Here is a 16,259-nt window from a genome sequence, read left to right as displayed (position 1 = left end):
TCAACAATCTATTAATGAGTGCGCATTATATGTATTATGTTAAATAACACTTTCTAGATTCGAACATCATACCTGTATTGTGCGGATAACTACTCTGTTCCCTCTGCGTTTTACATAATTATCATTTACCATAAAATACCTAATAACTACATTTATCATCTGTGATTAAAAATGTAGTTATTAGGCTGAAAGCCTTTCTATAACTGATGAGATTTCATTGATGCGCATCGGTTTAAGCAAAAGGCTTTAGGTATTCGTCTTTATCGCCTCCACTGTTCTTCCTACCAACGACGCTTTGAAAAATACTTAGAGATAAAATCGATATAAGCCCTGACAGCTTGAGATAGGTATTTTCTTGATGAATATAAAGCATAAATCTTGAGTTCGCTTGGTTGCCAATCAGGTAAAACATGAACCAGTGAACCAGATTCGATCTCTGAAGAAACTAGATACGTAGGTTGAAGCGTCACCCCCATTCCACACTTTGCAGCATGTAATAGTACTGTAGCCTCATTTGCAGATAAGCAAGGTTCAATTTCAATAGACTCATGCTGCTCACGATAGCTCAAATGCCATACATGTTGTTCGAAGTGTTTATAACCAAGACATTTATGATTCAACAAATCTTTAGGGTTATTAATTGTCGTATGCTCAGCGATATACTCTGGTGAAGCGACCAAAACAGATTGGCAATCGCCAATTGGTTTACCAATCAAGGAAGGATCAGGGTTTGAAGAGATTCTTATCGCTAAGTCTATTTGCTGCTCAACCAGATCAGTGACAGTATCTTCGACATTAATATCTACAACTATATCTGGATAATTGTCCATAAAGAGCTTTGTGGCTGGTACTAACTGGGAAAATCCAAAAGACATACTGGTTGAAACTTTTATTCTGCCTTTTAGTGAATCCTTTGACCCAGAATGAGTGAGATCGGCAAGAGCTTCACCTGCAAGCAGCCAGTTTTCCACCTGTGTTAAACAGTTTTTACCTGCTGACGTTAAAGTCACCTTTCTCGTTGTGCGATGTAGCAACCGAACGTTTAGCCACTCTTCCATCGACTCTATATAACGGGTAACCATAGGTCGTGACATACTCAGCCTGTCCGCTGTAACAGTGAAGTTACCTGATTGTGCGACATCGATAAACACTCTTGCGGCTTTTAATCTATCCATATGATTAGTACGTTTTATGAAACACTGATGTCTATAATTAGATATTTTTCTGAACTTATCAATTTAATATATTAGCTAGCGTATTAATGAAAACATCATTTGGGAACGACAACATGACTAATATTCACTATTTCTATGACCCTATGTGCGGTTGGTGTTACGGAGCTACAGCTTTAATTCAAGCAATAGAAGAAAATCCATCGATGAAATTAATTTTTCATCCAGGTGGAATGATTGAAAAAAGAAGTATTTCTGAACAATTTAAGCAACACATCATGACAGCAGACCCTCGAATTGCTGCTTTGACGGGGGTCGAGTTTGGTGAAAGCTACATTTCTCGTCTAAGGGATAGAGAAGAATTTATTGTTGATTCCTACTTAACTACTAAGGCGATTCTAGTTGCAGAATCTCTTGGCGTAAGTTGCTTTAATACATTGAAGGCAATTCAACATGCTCATTATGTCCAAGGATCGGAAGTTTATAAGCTTGAAGAACTACAAAACATATTGAGTCAGTTCGATATTGATATGTCTGTCTGGCTTGAACTCATGAACTCAGATTCGAGCAATACGTCACTTGATGAGAATATTGTTCATACTCATTCATTAATGCAAACCTTAGCTGTGTCGGGATACCCCACCCTAATTGCAGAGCATGAAGGTTCTCTTATTAAGTTGCCACATGAGCAGTATTACGGGGACTTAAACGGATGGAAAAAATTATTGACGAAAGTTTAAGCTTCCTGATTTAGTGAAATCTAGTAAAGAATTTAACCATGAAGTTTTCTTTACTAGATTTAAAGAGGTAAAAATTAACTACCAGCAAGTTTTACTTTCATACCTTTTTTCTCAAGATGTGCTTTGATTTTATCGCGCATATCACCTTGAATTTCTATTTCACCATCTTTGACAGCACCGCCACATCCGCATATTTTCTTAAGCTCTGCAGCTAACAATTTTAAAGGCGCATCATCTAGATCTAACCCTTTAACAATGCTTACTCCTTTTCCTTTCCGGCCTTTTGTTTCACGGTGAATTCGAACAATGCCATCCCCTTTAGGTTTTTCAACTTTTTCAGGTTCGTTCTTAATACGACCAATCTCGGTCGAATATACTAGAGTCATACTACTTTCTCTGCTGAGCGGCTGCTCTTTGTTTTGCCAATAAGTGTGCTTCAATATGTTTTTGTAACGCCAATTTAGAGCCTTTAATCAAACGTCCATTAAAAAAGCAGTACCAGCCGTTAGCTTGTCCAGTATCGTTCTTTAAGGTAAATCCATTAAAGTTCTCTTCTTTTGAGCCCTGAACTTCTCTTGTCTTACCTACAGACTCAAATTCACTAGGGTCAATTAATGATGCAGTATCACACCACCAGTCGATGCTTTTTTTAACTGCGGCTAAGTTACCCGACAATACGTGATTCTTAATTCGAACCTGCCATATATCTGCGGATTGTTTAGCTGTTTGAAGTGTGAAACCTCGATAACTTGCATTAGCCATACTTTAATCTGCTCATATTAATGTATTAACTAAATAATAATTGTATATGCATGGTTATCAAGTATATTATTTAGAAAAATGATAAGTTATAGTGCCTCAGAATGAGAAAAAAGCTAACTTACGTCACAGATCAAAACATTCTAAAACATAAGGTTACTGAGTTTAGTAAGACAATAAGTCTAGAGCAAATGGATGACTTAACACAACACTCTTATGCACATAACTCGCTATTAGCCCTTAAAAATGACTGGAATCTGTTTGTCAGCTTCTGCCTAAGTAAGTCTGTTTCGGCACTCCCCGCTTCAGTGACAGCTACTCGCTTGTTCCTCGAATCTGAAGCCAAGACGCGTAAATATAGCTCTATTAGACGCTACAGTGTCACTATTAGCCTTATTCATCGCTTATTGTCTCTTAAAGACCCTACAAATAATCCCAAAGTAAGACAATCACTTATGTCTCTTCGTCTCAATAAAAAGGGCGATGAAGAACAGGCAACAAGCTTTACCAGTGTTCACTTACAGACACTATATTCAAAATACTCAACGAGCAAATCGGTAAAAGAAATTCGAGACTTAGCGATTTATCATGTGATGTTTGAATGTGCGTTGAAGCGTTCTGAATTAAAAAATCTTACATTTAATCAAATTAACACCAATGGTGAATATTTGGTTCTATCGTTTGGGGAATCTCATTACCAACTTTCACTTAATGCAACAAATTGTTTGAATAAATGGTTACGATTAGTCACGCGTGATTGTCATTATGTTTTTCGTTCGATTGATAAACACGGTAATGTTGCAAACAATATTCTCAATGACTCGTCAATATTTAGAATTCTAAGAAATGCTGGCACTTTGCTAGGCAAACCTGAACTTAAATTTTCTGGCCAATCGGCGAGAGTTGGTGCTGTTCAGGAATTGTCTGAACAAGGCTATAAAATAAAAGAAATACAGGAGTTTGGAAGATGGCTTAGTCCAGCTATGCCTTACCAATATGTAGGTAACAAAGGCACAGCTGAACAAGAGAAGCTTAAATTTTTCTCATTTAAGCCTTGGGAGTAATAGAACTCTTTACACACTGGGCCAAAAAGTCGGAAAACTTATGTCCGTTGTGCTCAAGCATTTTAGGGAACATAGAAATTGGAGTCATTCCTGGGAAGGTGTTAACTTCATTTAAATACACTTCCCCTTCTGAAGTAAGGAAAAAGTCGATACGTGAAAGGTGTCTTAACTTCATATGTTTAAACACTTTCACAGCACTTTCATGAATAACTTGTCGTTGTTTCTCTGTTAGGTTTTTAGCTTCTACTTCTGTAGTTGAGTGGCTTTCTGCACTGTATTTTTCTTCATAGGTATAGAAAGCATCCTCTGGAGCGATGATTTCACCAGGTTTAGATATGTGTAGTTCACCATTAATCTCATATGCTGCCACTTCAAGTTCACGAGGTTTCACTGCTTTTTCTACTAGAACCTGCTCAGAATATCCAAATGCAGAATCAACGGCCTCAGCGACACCTTCAACACTTGTGACCTTGTAACAGCCAACAGATGAACCCTGCCTCGCTGCTTTGATAAACACTTTACCCCATTTATTGAACGCTTTTTTTGCGAGCTCATAGGACTCTTGAGTGTTCTCCGTTAAGAACAAATAAGGCGTATTTGGAATACCTAAAGCGTCGTACCACAACTTAGATGTGATTTTGTTAAAGCTATTACTGCTTGATTCGGGAGCACAACCTAGGTAAGGAATTCCTGCCAATTCTAACATTGACTGAATATCACCCGTCTCGCCCGGATATCCATGAATACATGGAACGACAAAATCTACTTTCTTCACAAAGCTGTCGCTATTTATTGTAGCCGTATTGGTATCTAAATAGACAAGTTCGTTGTTATCTGCGAACCAACCATCTTGATTCATTTCGACACGAATGACTTCGAACTCAGGAGTTAATGCTAATTGCTGCTGCAAATAATTAGCAGAAACAAGAGATACAGCATGCTCTGAAGATCCGCCGCCGCATAAAAGAAGGATTTTTGTCTTTGTCATTGATATATCCGTGACATCTTTGATGTAAATTGCCCGTCTATCATAGTAAATTCATGTGGAACTTACACCGTTATTAGCGATTGTTTGTTTTAACTGCTTATATAACAGCCAAAAGGGGCAAAATTGCCCCTTCTATTGAATCACCGATGCTTAATTTAATTTGTTAAGTGTTGGAAATTCTGAATTCTTGATAGAGTCGATACTTTTAGCAAACGGTTTCAAAGATTGAAAGTCTGCAGGCAACTCAGAGATTGCCTTTACAGCGTCTTTACGTGTTGCATAGTCACCAAAAAGAATCGTGTACCACTTTGTACCATTAACCACTTTGTAGTTTTCCCAAATTGGCTGGCCATCTTTTGGCAACTTGCTGGCAAATTGGTCAACTTTGTTTTGGCTACCAACAGCAACAACTTGAATTGTATATCCATAACGAGGATTCATCGCAACTTGTTTTGCCGTAGGTGGAGTAATAGAAACCGTAGCAGCTTTAGGGCTCATCTTAACTACTTTTTTCTCCACTGGCTGTGGAGCAGTTTGAATGACCTGAGGTTCTACGTTTGACTCTGTGATACCTGTCGCCATGCCTGAATCAGAGACAACAGGCTGTTGAACTGTAGCGACATTGTAATCTTCACGGTGACTTTCTGAAGTAACATCGGTGGTATATGAACCTGATGAACATGCAGCTAAAACTGCTGACAAGCCTACTATTGAAATTTTTTTCATGGAATTATTAACGCTCTGATTGTAATTAATTAAATCATGCCGATTGAGGCGCTTAGAATCAAGCTTAGGCCACTAATATATAACTGTAACGTGTGATTTAGAACACAAAGTAGCCTTTGAACTGTGTTGTTATGATCACAGTGATACTAAATACGCAAACAGATACATCATTAATTGGTTAGGATGTAAGCACTGTCAATTTATGGCGTGATCATTATGAACAATTTGAGTCAGTTACTTAAACCTCAATCAGTCGCTGTAATTGGTGCTTCTATTCGCCCATTTCGCTCGGGCAACATCGTTATGAAGAACCTTCTTCAGGGCGGTTTTGACGGAGCCATTATGCCAGTTACTCCCTACTATCCTTCTGTGTGTGGTGTACTGGCCTACAAAACTATTGCTTCACTGCCCTTAGTACCAGACATCGCCATTCTATGCACTCATGCCAGCCGAAATGTGACCATAATTAGGCAATTAGCTGACCTTGGCGTTGCCAATGTCATTGTGTTGTCGTCCGATATGTACACTTTGGATGCTCAAGGTTTTGAGATACAAGCTCAATGTAATGAAATAGCAAAGCAGTCAGGTATGCGAATCTTAGGACCTAATAGCCTAGGCATGATTTTACCTTGGGCAAATTTCAACGGATCTTTTTCACCCGTCACGGCAACTAAGGGCAATATTTCTTTTATTTCTCAATCTGCCGCTGTCTGTACAACGATTCTTGACTGGGCCAACGACAAACAAATTGGCTTCTCTGCATTTGTATCTTTGGGGAACGCAACAGACATAGATTTCTCAGACTTACTCGATTGCCTGAGTACAGATAAACATACAGACGCAATTTTGTTGTATGTCGATACGATCAGAGACGCCAGAAGGTTTATGTCTGCAGCACGAGCTGCGTCGCGTAATAGAAGAATACTTGTTTTAAAAGGCGGGCGAACGAAAGCAGGCAAGAAAGCGGCACAAATGCACACGGGTGGAGATGATACGCTCGATATCATTTACGATTCTGCAATTCGCCGTACAGGTATGCTGAGAGTAAACAATACCCATGAATTATTTGCTGCTGTAGAAACCTTGACCCACTCAGTTCCATTACGCGGTGAACGACTTGCTATTATCACCAACGGTGGTGGTCCTGCAATCATGGCAACCGACACTTTGTTAGACCACGGTGGACGTTTAGCCGAGTTGGAAGACTCTGTATACGATGTATTGAACCAATGTCTTCCGCAAAGTTGGTCACACGGAAATCCCATCGATATCGTTGGTGACGCAGATCATAATCGCTATATCAATGCGTTAAAAGCGGTGCTGGATAGTGATAACGCCGACGCCATATTGATCATGCACAGCCCTTCAGCCATTGCTCAGTCAGAACAAACCGCACAAGCGGTCATAGACCTAGTTAAATCTCATCCAAGAGCAAGACGGTTTAACATTCTAACGAACTGGTCCGGTGAACTGACTGCGAGACCAGCAAGGCAATTATTTAACCAAGCGGGCATTCCAACATACAGAACGCCTGAAAGCGCTGTAGTGGCATTCATGCACCTGGTTGAATATCGAAGAAACCAAAAACAACTGATGGAGACACCAACAACCTCTGAAGCTGTGCACGTGTCCGAAATCAATACGGCGAAATTGTGGATTGATGAACATCTAGACAATAACGATAAGCTACATCTAGATACTCATCAGATAGGTAGCTTTCTGAAGTGTTTCAACTTCAACTTGCTGCCGACATGGATAGCAAGTGACGCCAGTGAAGCTGTACATATTGCAGAAACGATCGGATATCCCGTAGCAGTAAAATTAAGATCTCCGGACATCGCACATAAGTCAGATGTTCAAGGAGTGATGTTGAATCTAAGAACATCGCACGAGGTATCCAGCGCGGCTGATGCTATATTTGACCGTGCGCAGCTTCACTACCCTTCAGCTAATATCCACGGTCTACTCGTTCAAGGCATGGCTAAGCTTGCTGGCGGTGAAGAGTTAAGAATCAAAGTAAAACACGATAGTACTTTTGGCCCTGTCATTTTGCTTGGTCAGGGTGGTTCAGAATGGAACGAAGCTACGGATGCTGCGGCAGCACTTCCTCCTCTAAACATGACTCTTGCACGTTACCTTATCGTGCGAGCTATTCGCAGCGGGAAAATTCGTCTGCAAAAACTTCCTGTGCCGATTGATATTAACGGGCTTTCTGAGTTCCTTGTACGTATCTCACAGATGGTAGTTGAATGTCCTCAAGTCTTTGAATTGGACATTCATCCTGTACTGGTAAACGGTGACCAATTCACCATACTTGACGCCGACTTAACTTTGAAAAAATTTAAAGGTGATGCACAAAGCCGACTAGCTATACGCCCTTACCCCACAGAACTGGTTGAGGAATGCATGGCTAAAGATGGAGAGCTCATCACCGTGAGGCCGATTCTTCCGGAAGATGAACCGCATCACGCTGAGTTCATCAAAAAAGTAAGCAAAGAAGATTTATATAAACGATTCTTCTCCGATGTTGGCGAGTTCAACCATGAAGCTTTAGCAAATTTAACTCAAATTGATTACGACAGAGAGATGGCTTTTGTCGCCGTAACCAAAAACGGTACCAAAGAAGAAATTATTGGCGTATCAAGAGCGTTGATTAACCCAGAAAATACCGATGCGGAGTTTGCAATACTCATTCGTACCGATGTAAAAGGAAAAGGTCTTGGCAAAATATTGATGAGTAGAATCATCGATTACTGTAAGGCTAAAGGCACTAAGCAAATGTCTGGCATGACAATGCCAACCAATCGGGGAATGTTAACACTAGCTCAAAGATTAGGTTTTGAGATTGATGTGCACTTTGAAGATGGTACAGCTGACATGGTATTGCCTCTCAACCCTTAATAATCATGAACAGGGCAATAAGTTCATTAAGATCCTATTGCCTTGCTTCGATCTTAAACGAGCTTCCAATTTTTCTTGAGGTATTTAATACACCAAGATTTCGCTTCGCCAATCTTATTTCTTCGCCACGCCATGATCAGTTCCATATCCCATGCTTGAGTACCGTTGATGATTTTAAGTTTACCTTCTTTAATCAAAGGTTCTGCGACATGTTTTGGCAAAGACCCAATACCCAGACCTTCTACTAGAGCCTGACATTTAGCATTAAAATTTGTCACCGTTAGACGAGGTTGCTTCTGAAGAATATTTACACTCATTGCAGGCTGATCTCTAGCTGTGTCGGCAATAGCGATAACTCGATATTTTTGTCTTGCTTCTTCATTAAACTCACCACTTCGTTTGTGAACATAGTGATTAGTTGCGGCAACCCAAACCATCGACATAGTTCCCAGCGTTTCAGATTTAACATCTTGAGGTAGCGTATCCACTTTTGGACAAACGAGTAAATCGGAACGATCAGTTGCTAGAGACTCCCAACAACCGGCAAGAATTTCTTCTTGTAGCCTAATGCGTGTCTTACTTACATTGCCCAACTCTTCAACCATAGGGAAAAAACAAGCCACCGGAATAATGCCATCGAAAGCGACAGTAATATCGAGCTCCCATCCGTTGGCCAACAAAGTCGCATCATTAACCAGTTTTTCAGTTGCGGATAGAATTGCCCTACCGCGCTCTAAAAGCAACTTGCCTGCTTCAGTGAAATTGGCTTTATGCCCTGAACGGTCAAAAATCATGATATCGAGATCTTGCTCAAGCTTTTGAATCTGATAACTCAAAGAACTAGGCGCTCTATTCAGTTCATTGGCAGCAGATGCGAAGCTACCTCTTCTATCAATTGCATCGAGAATATGCAGTGCTTCAAGAGTAATCGGGCTGTGCAAAACGATATCCTTATTCTAAAAGTAACACTCAAAGTCAATTCGCAGATAAGTTTGCAAATCTCTTATAGATTACATAAATGAATGAGAATTCGATATTAGCGACATTTGCTAAGAAATTATACTTAAGAAGTTGTTTTACTGAGGCTAAAACGAATGAAGCCAGCAAAAGCTGGCTTCATGATAGTGATTTATTGCATTCAAAAAGGTATAGATAAATGAAGTAAATGCGATAAATTATTTGTTTTCTGCCATCTCTTTTTTCACCATGACTAAAGCCGCGACGATAAAAGTGATGATAAGCGCTAATTCCATGACAACTCCAAGAAATTGAAAATGATTTGGCCTAATAAATTTAACGGCGCAATACTAACACTTATATGAACTTAAGCTACCCTTAAGAACAAAAATTAACGATTTTATCGACCTTGATCAATTTCCGTACATTCCTGTTAAAAAATTTAATTTTTCATTCGCTTACTTAACCTTTTTAGCAACATGAAATAATGCGAAAGAACTACTTTGTCGTGACTTTCCCACCGACAATTTTGTAGGCGGGAGCGCCTCTTATGATACATTCCCGAGCAAATTCACTGGCACAACTTGGACATTTACACGCTTCTTGTACGTAGTTTTGTACAATCCGCTCTTTGAAGCATTTTACTAGTGCACCTTTGCCGCCTTTCTTGTACTTAAATAGTTGTGTGCGACATTTTCTGCAGTAGATATCGATACTTTTTTCTGGTTGTTTTTTGTTAGGTTTTGCCATTACTAAGTCTACTCGGCAAAACCTGATTCAAATTCAGGCTTGACCCATACCTGACTAAAATCGAACCAACCTAAAGCATTACATTTAGCGTTCTGTAAGGAACCACATTGGTCTTTGCTGACGCCTAACCAACAGTGAAACATCGGAATAACCTGTCGTGATTCTACAAGAGACTTACCGATCTCTTTACCCGGAAAGTTTGCTTGCGATTCAGCTCGCCATTGGTCAATTAAACCAGACCATCTGCGGAAATCCTCTGGTCGGCTCAAATGTTCAATATCAGAATCATTGAGAAGCCACCCGGCTAAGGCATCATCTCTATGACTAGCAATCCCCATAGGCTTAATCCAAATATCCACTTCTCTGGCATTTTCAACCGTAAGTTCATATTTAATAAAATCAACGCCGATACCGTCTTCCTTAAGAAGTTGCTCGATCGCTTTAGCAATCATAGGAAACGTAGGGTGCTGAGCATGATAAGCAACGGTAAGTCGCTTAGGTTCCGTAGGTGTGACACTGTGACTTACAGGGACTTGATGATACCAGCCGGGTTTCAGACCGTGAGCAGGCAAAACCCCTAGCTCTACAATATTTTGTTCAGGCATCAACTTAAACAGGTTCATTGCACTTAACTTGTGACACAAGTATTCAGCCCATGTTTCATCTGCGGCAATACCATCGCGACGGTTAAGTAGCAAATAAGTACAGCCAGGGTCTAAGTCCACATCTTCAGTCGATGAGCCCCTTTTATTTTTAACGGGATTAGAAAGGCTGGGAAAGACCATCGACGAATGTGCTTCATCAATGACCCACACCTCAACTCGGTCAAGCAAGGGACGAAAGCCGAAATAGTTGTCAAACGCTTGCAGAACAAGTCGTTTATCATCATTCAACACCACTTTGTACGGACCAGTACCAATCGGCAGCAAATCAAAGGTTTCACCACGTTCCGATTCAGGTATAAGCACCTTTGCACAACATTCTGCTAACAGCAACGGCATGCGAGTATCAGGTTTCTGTAACCAGATATCGACGATGCAGTCCGCCGGCGATTCAACTTTATCGATGTGTGAAAATAAATTAACGAAGCGAAGATTCCATAAGCTTTCAACAACCATTTCTGTCGTCAAAAGATTTCCATTGTGGAAACGGATACCCGGACGCAAGTAAAACCGCCAATGCTGAGGAGTAATCGGTTGCCATGCATGTGCCAAATCTGGTTGTAACTGTTCTTCTTCGTCAAAGCGAGTTAAGCCACTGTATATTTGTCGAACAATATGTTGTTCTGAACGACGCATCGGTTTTAATGGATTAAGCACCGAAAGCGGACGATAGTAAGGAAGACGAACGACTTGCAGCCCCTCTTGGTGTTGAACGCCAAGATAGCTTTGAATAACTTGAGTTAACTTGCTGGCATCATGGTCAAGCACAGAGAAAGCCTGAGCTATTTTACCTTCATCAAGATATCGACGAGCAAGATTTTCACTGACGTCAGCCCTACTTCGCTTAAATATGAGCTTGGATAGCTTTCCTCGTCCTGCTGCTGGATGCCATTCTATCCAGCCTTCCTCTTCCATTTTATTAAGTACAATTCGCGCATTTCGGCGTGTACAAAACAGAATATCAACGACATCTTCTAGCTGAGCATCAGCATCTTGACCATGGAAGTGCTCAAACAACGTTTCGAACTGAACTCTTAAGCGGGGGCTGCTCATAAAGAGGAAATCTCACATAACTCAATCTTGTAGTGAGTTTCCCTATTTTCATTTATTGATGCAAGTGAGTTGATAATAATTTTAGTGAATAGAACAACCTAAACATTCAGCTAGTTGTTCCAACTGTGTTTGATTATCCAGTTTCATTGACCATTTAGCTTCACTGCAATTAACCACAATCACATTTGCGCCATTGCCCAGCAGTTGAACCGCATCCGCGCTCGCCTGCAGCGTGACACGATGTTCACCGTCGAGACGAATCACAATTTCGTGCTGAGTTGCGATAATTTTACCGAATTTGAATTCAATAACCATTTATTCCTCTGTACGCAATTGCTGGCGTTCATTGCGCTTTTTCTTTACCGCAATAGTCAGGCGGCTTGTACAAACTAAACGTTCGCGATCATCTGTAATATTGATTTGCCAGACTTGGGTTGAAACGCCAATATGCACTGGATGAGCAGTACCGATAACGAGTCCTGAACGCATCGAACGAATATGGTTTGCGTTGATGTCTAAACCAACGCAATAACTCTCATCGTCCACAGCGAAGTTTGCCGCAACTGAACCCAAAGTTTCAGCTAAGACAACTGAAGCGCCACCGTGCAACATGCCTAAAGGTTGATGAGTAAAATGACAAACGGGCATGGTTGCGGTAACTGTATTCTCAGTAAAAGCGGTATACACAATGTTGAGATGTTCCATTAGCGTATTTTTGTTGCTTGCATTGAGGATCTCTAAGCTTATTGGTTTCTTCCATATTTCCATCGTAACGCCCTGAATCGATTTAAAGATTTAGTATTGTAGTGGTAAAGATTTGGATTGATACTATAACCCTATTATTTATGACTGGGAACGAACGATGAATAAGATAATAAAAGCTTCCTTGCTCTTTACCTCGCTCGGTTTAGCCGCTTGCAGCTCGTCTCCTACAGGACGAAATCAATTGATCCTTTTTTCTGATCAAGATATGAGCAGTTTGGGAGCAAAGTCATTTGAACAGATGAAAAACGATACACCTATAAGCAAAGATGCCAAAACCAATGCTTATGTGCAGTGTGTGGCGAATACCATTACCGCTTATGTGCCGAAACAACCAAACTTTTCTCAATGGGAAGTGGTGGTTTTTGACAGTGACCAAGTCAATGCTTTTGCGCTACCTGGAGGCAAAATAGGTGTCTACACAGGGTTATTAAAAGTAGCTGTTAATCAGGATCAGCTGGCTACTGTTATAGGTCATGAAGTTGCCCACGTCCTCGCCGATCATAGCAATGAGCGCCTATCACAATCACAGATCGCCAATGCAGGACTGCAAATTACTGATATTGCACTTGGTACTTCTGAGTACTCTCAATACCGTGGATTAACTATGGCTGCGCTTGGTGTCGGCGTTCAATATGGCGTTTTGCTTCCTTATGGAAGAACGCAAGAATCAGAAGCCGACGTTGTTGGTTTAGAATTGATGTCTAAAGCTGGTTTTGATCCGAAACAGAGTATTGATTTGTGGAAAAACATGGCAAAAGCTTCAGGAGGAAACGCTCCTCCAGAATTGTTGTCTACTCACCCATCTCACAGCACTCGGATTCAAGAGTTGACGAATAAAATCCAAACTTTACCCGCAAGCAGCGCTAAGCGTCCAAATTGCCAAATATAGAAAAGGGAGCACATGCTCCCTTGATAATATAAGTTTTAGATTCTCTTCCCCAGGCTTTATGTACCAAGTATCAATAGTGGTAAGCTGAGCAAGGTGTCACCGGTAGACGCAAAGCCCACAATAATACTGATTAAGCCTATCAATAATCCTATATACCAAACTGAAGAAACAATCTGTCCATATCTATCTAAAGGTAATAGATGGCTGTGATGCCTGTGTTTCCACTCGAAAACTAAATCCAGTGACCCCATGATAAGCAGGAATCCCAGTAGGGTCAGTCCCAATGCATAGCTAAGCGCAATACCGCCTATAATGGCTACGATACAGATCAGCATCCCCACTCGGCTGTTCATCGAAAAGCTGATGCTCTTTAATACGTGCCCACCATCTAAGGGTAATATAGGCAACAGATTAAACAGGTTTAAGAACGCGTTAAACACCGCAAGAGCAGCCCAGAGCTGACTTCCTGTTATCCAATAGATGACTAACAAAATCAGCGACAGTACGAAACCAAAACAAGGCCCCATAATTGAGATAACCACATCTTGCCAGCGCGTGTTTATCTTTTCGTCACTCAATGCAAGTCCACCCAAAAACGGAACTAAATAAATCCCTTTGGTACGCATACCGAAATACTTCATTGCCTTTACATGCCCATATTCATGAAACACTAAGCAAAGGATTAAAGCTAAAGCAAACTGATAAGAAAATAACCACGAATATGCAGCAAGACTTGCTGAAGCGAGCACAACTTTAATCAGCTTGGCACTTTTCAGAGCTTTCATACCAAGCGATACAATACCAATCAGACTAAAACGCTTTTCGGCAGGTGGCGTAGTAAAGGGAACCTGTCGCTCTATGTCCTTTTCCGTTCTGACGCTCTCTTCAACAAGTTGTTCATCAACCAACATTCGATAGGTAAAACTAAAAGGTTGCCATGTTAAATCCACTTCGAGTCGACATTCAATGACCTGCTCGCCTCTTTGCAGCTTAAAGTTATGATTGATTGTAGTCGAATCATCGACTTGGGCTTCCCGTTGTGAGACCAAGGTATTGTTCCAAAACAATTGCTGCCATCCGGCCATAGAGCCTTCAAGACGAAGAGGGTGACCGAGTAATTCCGTGTTTAATAGTTCCACAAATCTGTTCTACTCTTAGTTTAACTTGGAGCGCGATTATGCCATTTGTAAGATAAACGTAAAACTATAGGTTATATGTCTCTGATATTTGTAGATTGAATCAATAACCCTTTAAATCCTGTGCATAAAGTGGATAATACGCCCTCACGAAATTTATAAAGGTGGGTAATATGTCTACTGAAGCAACTTTGCTTGAACGCTGCGAATCTAAATGTGAGCTATGCTCTGCTGAAACTTCTTTAACTCCGTTTGTGGTTGCGCCACATACACAAGTTACCGTAGATCACTCTGCGATGCTTTGTGACACTTGTAAGAGTCAAATCGAAGATCCAGATACGGCAGATGCAAATCACTGGCGTTGTCTGAATGACAGTATGTGGAGCCAAGTACCACCTGTACAAGTGCTTGCATGGCGTCAGCTTAAACGTCTAACGGCGACTGAAGGCTGGGCACAAGATCTTCTAGACATGATGTACATGGAAGAAGAAATCGCAAACTGGGCTGCAATCGGCATGGACGATGACGCAGAGAAACCACGCGATGTTAACGGTGTAGAACTTAAGAAAGGTGACAACGTAACAATCATTAAAGACCTGCCTATTAAAGGTTCATCTCAAGTGATTAAGCAAGGTACCGTGGTACGTGGTATTAGCTTAGCTGATGATCCTAAACTTATTTCTGGTAAAGCTAACGGTCAGTCAATGTACATTATTGCTGAGTACTGCCGTAAAAAATAATGCCTGATGTTGCTTGTGAAATCGCTGATATTAATGCAGCCATTTCACAAGCCACGAACCGCAGAGATCAAAAAAAGCCGAAGACTCTTAGAGTTTTCGGCTTTTTAATTCGTACGCATTTGATTAACGTTGTAGTCCAATATCACGTTGAATATGGCTAGACAAATCAGCACTGTAGTAATTAGCTGCTGGTTTGTTGTCTACAAACAAAATATCAATCAGATGAGCAATCAATCCTTTGAAGTTAACCGCATAGGTTTTTTTATCCATAGAGGTGGTCGTTGTTACACTACCCATATACATTGCTTGTGCCATGATAGCCTCTCTTAATAAATCCGGTAACTTTCTGTATTTGCAACAATGATAGGTAATAATTTGTCCGTTAAAAAATGACAAAATTTGGATATTCGAATTAGATATTCTAATGAAACAAGTTGTTTACATACCAAAAAATATAAAATCAAATTACATGACTAAAAAACCATCAAACCAACTAAAGTGTGACTAATTATTCCGCAAATAATTATGGGCCAATAAGTTTATACAGCTTATTAACAAATGAAATTTTAAATATTTTCCAACCCTACCCCAGAACTTCTCTGCAACTGACACTCTGTAAGATAAAACCCTATTCCACTGATTTTACATGAATTAATTCATTTTCCCCTGACGGATTTTGTTTTATGACCGAACACAGCACTGCCATAGTGATTGTCAGTGAAAGAACAATCAGGGGTATATTAGTCAGAATTACCCATTAAGAATCCACCAATAGCATTTTTACACCAATAAACAGCGTAATAAACAATAGCGCTGTCTTCAGATAGACAAATCGCTCCGTGAACTCATGTAATATTATGAATAATGAACGTAATTCAAGGGTTCTTCTCCGGTTACATGAGCTTGACAGATGGATAAAAGATTGAGGATGTCTCTGGGACAGAGATTTGTTTAATC

General features: G+C 40.4%; 17 protein-coding genes. 5 read left to right on the top strand and 12 right to left on the bottom strand.

Features of this window, described 5'->3' with window-relative positions; translation table 11 throughout:
- Window positions 1–281: 281 nt before the first annotated feature.
- Window positions 282–1,175 carry a LysR family transcriptional regulator gene (locus ACRQQK_RS16700; protein WP_457513255.1) on the bottom strand — a complete coding sequence of 298 codons (894 nt, stop codon included), beginning with the start codon at window positions 1,173–1,175 and terminating at the stop codon, window positions 282–284.
- Between the two features lie 113 nt (window positions 1,176–1,288).
- Between ACRQQK_RS16700 and ACRQQK_RS16695 the strand changes: the two genes are divergently transcribed.
- Window positions 1,289–1,912 (top strand): DsbA family protein, encoded by a 624-nt coding sequence (locus ACRQQK_RS16695; RefSeq protein ID WP_457513253.1) that lies wholly within the window; start codon window positions 1,289–1,291, stop codon window positions 1,910–1,912.
- 74 nt (window positions 1,913–1,986) lie between these two features.
- Here ACRQQK_RS16695 and yciH read toward each other — a convergent pair whose 3' ends face one another.
- Together yciH and ACRQQK_RS16685 are read right to left on the bottom strand one after the other, a co-directional pair.
- The gene (gene yciH / locus ACRQQK_RS16690) at window positions 1,987–2,298 is read right to left on the bottom strand and encodes a stress response translation initiation inhibitor YciH (protein WP_457513251.1); all 312 of its coding nucleotides are present in this window, start codon (window positions 2,296–2,298) and stop codon (window positions 1,987–1,989) included.
- A gap of 1 nt (window position 2,299) precedes the next feature.
- A complete protein-coding gene (locus ACRQQK_RS16685) occupies window positions 2,300–2,674 on the bottom strand; it encodes a DUF3319 domain-containing protein (RefSeq protein ID WP_457513249.1) in 375 nt (124 codons plus the stop codon).
- Between the two features lie 101 nt (window positions 2,675–2,775).
- Here ACRQQK_RS16685 and ACRQQK_RS16680 point away from each other — a divergent pair, with 101 nt between their 5' ends.
- Complete coding sequence (locus ACRQQK_RS16680; RefSeq protein WP_457513248.1) at window positions 2,776–3,735, top strand: tyrosine-type recombinase/integrase; 960 nt, start codon at window positions 2,776–2,778, stop codon at window positions 3,733–3,735.
- On the opposite strand, the gene ACRQQK_RS16675 is transcribed toward ACRQQK_RS16680, so the two are convergent.
- Window positions 3,719–4,723: a D-alanine--D-alanine ligase gene (locus ACRQQK_RS16675; RefSeq protein ID WP_457513246.1), complete on the bottom strand. Its 1,005-nt coding sequence runs from the start codon at window positions 4,721–4,723 to the stop codon at window positions 3,719–3,721. The genes ACRQQK_RS16680 and ACRQQK_RS16675 overlap by 17 nt on opposite strands.
- 150 nt (window positions 4,724–4,873) lie before the next feature.
- Entirely contained in the window at window positions 4,874–5,449 is a 576-nt protein-coding gene (locus tag ACRQQK_RS16670; protein ID WP_457513244.1) for an SPOR domain-containing protein, read from the bottom strand.
- A gap of 216 nt (window positions 5,450–5,665) precedes the next feature.
- On the opposite strand from ACRQQK_RS16670, the gene ACRQQK_RS16665 reads away from it, so the two are divergent.
- Window positions 5,666–8,350, top strand: a complete 2,685-nt coding sequence (locus tag ACRQQK_RS16665) for a bifunctional acetate--CoA ligase family protein/GNAT family N-acetyltransferase (protein ID WP_457513242.1) — start codon at window positions 5,666–5,668, stop codon at window positions 8,348–8,350.
- 53 nt (window positions 8,351–8,403) lie between these two features.
- Here the strand turns inward: ACRQQK_RS16665 and ACRQQK_RS16660 are convergent, their stop codons facing one another.
- The 5 genes from ACRQQK_RS16660 to ACRQQK_RS16640 all read right to left on the bottom strand — a co-directional run bounded on the left by ACRQQK_RS16660 (window position 8,404) and on the right by ACRQQK_RS16640 (window position 12,540).
- Window positions 8,404–9,291 (bottom strand): LysR family transcriptional regulator, encoded by an 888-nt coding sequence (locus ACRQQK_RS16660; RefSeq protein WP_457513239.1) that lies wholly within the window; start codon window positions 9,289–9,291, stop codon window positions 8,404–8,406.
- Window positions 9,292–9,805: 514 nt separating this feature from the next.
- Complete coding sequence (locus ACRQQK_RS16655; protein ID WP_457513237.1) at window positions 9,806–10,057, bottom strand: hypothetical protein; 252 nt, start codon at window positions 10,055–10,057, stop codon at window positions 9,806–9,808.
- 8 nt (window positions 10,058–10,065) lie between these two features.
- A complete protein-coding gene (locus tag ACRQQK_RS16650; protein WP_457513235.1) occupies window positions 10,066–11,772 on the bottom strand; it encodes an SgrR family transcriptional regulator in 1,707 nt (568 codons plus the stop codon).
- 81 nt (window positions 11,773–11,853) lie between these two features.
- Window positions 11,854–12,087 carry a DUF3389 domain-containing protein gene (locus ACRQQK_RS16645; RefSeq protein WP_457513233.1) on the bottom strand — a complete coding sequence of 78 codons (234 nt, stop codon included), beginning with the start codon at window positions 12,085–12,087 and terminating at the stop codon, window positions 11,854–11,856.
- On the bottom strand, window positions 12,088–12,540 hold the full coding sequence (locus tag ACRQQK_RS16640) for a hotdog fold thioesterase (protein WP_457513231.1): 453 nt from the start codon (window positions 12,538–12,540) through the stop codon (window positions 12,088–12,090).
- 94 nt (window positions 12,541–12,634) lie between these two features.
- On the opposite strand from ACRQQK_RS16640, the gene ACRQQK_RS16635 reads away from it, so the two are divergent.
- A complete protein-coding gene (locus tag ACRQQK_RS16635; protein WP_457513229.1) occupies window positions 12,635–13,426 on the top strand; it encodes a M48 family metallopeptidase in 792 nt (263 codons plus the stop codon).
- A 56-nt stretch (window positions 13,427–13,482) separates the two neighbouring features.
- On the opposite strand, the gene ACRQQK_RS16630 is transcribed toward ACRQQK_RS16635, so the two are convergent.
- Complete coding sequence (locus ACRQQK_RS16630; protein WP_457513227.1) at window positions 13,483–14,565, bottom strand: metalloprotease; 1,083 nt, start codon at window positions 14,563–14,565, stop codon at window positions 13,483–13,485.
- Window positions 14,566–14,735: 170 nt separating this feature from the next.
- On the opposite strand from ACRQQK_RS16630, the gene ACRQQK_RS16625 reads away from it, so the two are divergent.
- Window positions 14,736–15,302 (top strand): PhnA domain-containing protein, encoded by a 567-nt coding sequence (locus ACRQQK_RS16625; protein WP_457513225.1) that lies wholly within the window; start codon window positions 14,736–14,738, stop codon window positions 15,300–15,302.
- Window positions 15,303–15,425: 123 nt separating this feature from the next.
- Here the strand turns inward: ACRQQK_RS16625 and ACRQQK_RS16620 are convergent, their stop codons facing one another.
- Window positions 15,426–15,617: a hypothetical protein gene (locus tag ACRQQK_RS16620; RefSeq protein ID WP_457513223.1), complete on the bottom strand. Its 192-nt coding sequence runs from the start codon at window positions 15,615–15,617 to the stop codon at window positions 15,426–15,428.
- Between the last annotated feature and the right edge of the window lie 642 nt (window positions 15,618–16,259).

The sequence above is a fragment of the Vibrio sp. C8 genome (assembly GCF_054051265.1).
This window is presented reverse-complemented; position numbering and strand designations above follow the sequence as displayed.

What these genes read in the sequence shown, in the direction of transcription:
- ACRQQK_RS16700 (WP_457513255.1), bottom strand. Translation starts at nt 1,175, where the DNA reads ATGGATAGATTAAAAGCCGCAAGAGTGTTTATCGATGTCGCACAATCA.
- ACRQQK_RS16695 (WP_457513253.1), top strand. Translation starts at nt 1,289, where the DNA reads ATGACTAATATTCACTATTTCTATGACCCTATGTGCGGTTGGTGTTAC.
- yciH (WP_457513251.1), bottom strand. Translation starts at nt 2,298, where the DNA reads ATGACTCTAGTATATTCGACCGAGATTGGTCGTATTAAGAACGAACCT.
- ACRQQK_RS16685 (WP_457513249.1), bottom strand. Translation starts at nt 2,674, where the DNA reads ATGGCTAATGCAAGTTATCGAGGTTTCACACTTCAAACAGCTAAACAA.
- ACRQQK_RS16680 (WP_457513248.1), top strand. Translation starts at nt 2,776, where the DNA reads ATGAGAAAAAAGCTAACTTACGTCACAGATCAAAACATTCTAAAACAT.
- ACRQQK_RS16675 (WP_457513246.1), bottom strand. Translation starts at nt 4,723, where the DNA reads ATGACAAAGACAAAAATCCTTCTTTTATGCGGCGGCGGATCTTCAGAG.
- ACRQQK_RS16670 (WP_457513244.1), bottom strand. Translation starts at nt 5,449, where the DNA reads ATGAAAAAAATTTCAATAGTAGGCTTGTCAGCAGTTTTAGCTGCATGT.
- ACRQQK_RS16665 (WP_457513242.1), top strand. Translation starts at nt 5,666, where the DNA reads ATGAACAATTTGAGTCAGTTACTTAAACCTCAATCAGTCGCTGTAATT.
- ACRQQK_RS16655 (WP_457513237.1), bottom strand. Translation starts at nt 10,057, where the DNA reads ATGGCAAAACCTAACAAAAAACAACCAGAAAAAAGTATCGATATCTAC.
- ACRQQK_RS16650 (WP_457513235.1), bottom strand. Translation starts at nt 11,772, where the DNA reads ATGAGCAGCCCCCGCTTAAGAGTTCAGTTCGAAACGTTGTTTGAGCAC.
- ACRQQK_RS16645 (WP_457513233.1), bottom strand. Translation starts at nt 12,087, where the DNA reads ATGGTTATTGAATTCAAATTCGGTAAAATTATCGCAACTCAGCACGAA.
- ACRQQK_RS16640 (WP_457513231.1), bottom strand. Translation starts at nt 12,540, where the DNA reads ATGGAAATATGGAAGAAACCAATAAGCTTAGAGATCCTCAATGCAAGC.
- ACRQQK_RS16635 (WP_457513229.1), top strand. Translation starts at nt 12,635, where the DNA reads ATGAATAAGATAATAAAAGCTTCCTTGCTCTTTACCTCGCTCGGTTTA.
- ACRQQK_RS16625 (WP_457513225.1), top strand. Translation starts at nt 14,736, where the DNA reads ATGTCTACTGAAGCAACTTTGCTTGAACGCTGCGAATCTAAATGTGAG.
- ACRQQK_RS16620 (WP_457513223.1), bottom strand. Translation starts at nt 15,617, where the DNA reads ATGGCACAAGCAATGTATATGGGTAGTGTAACAACGACCACCTCTATG.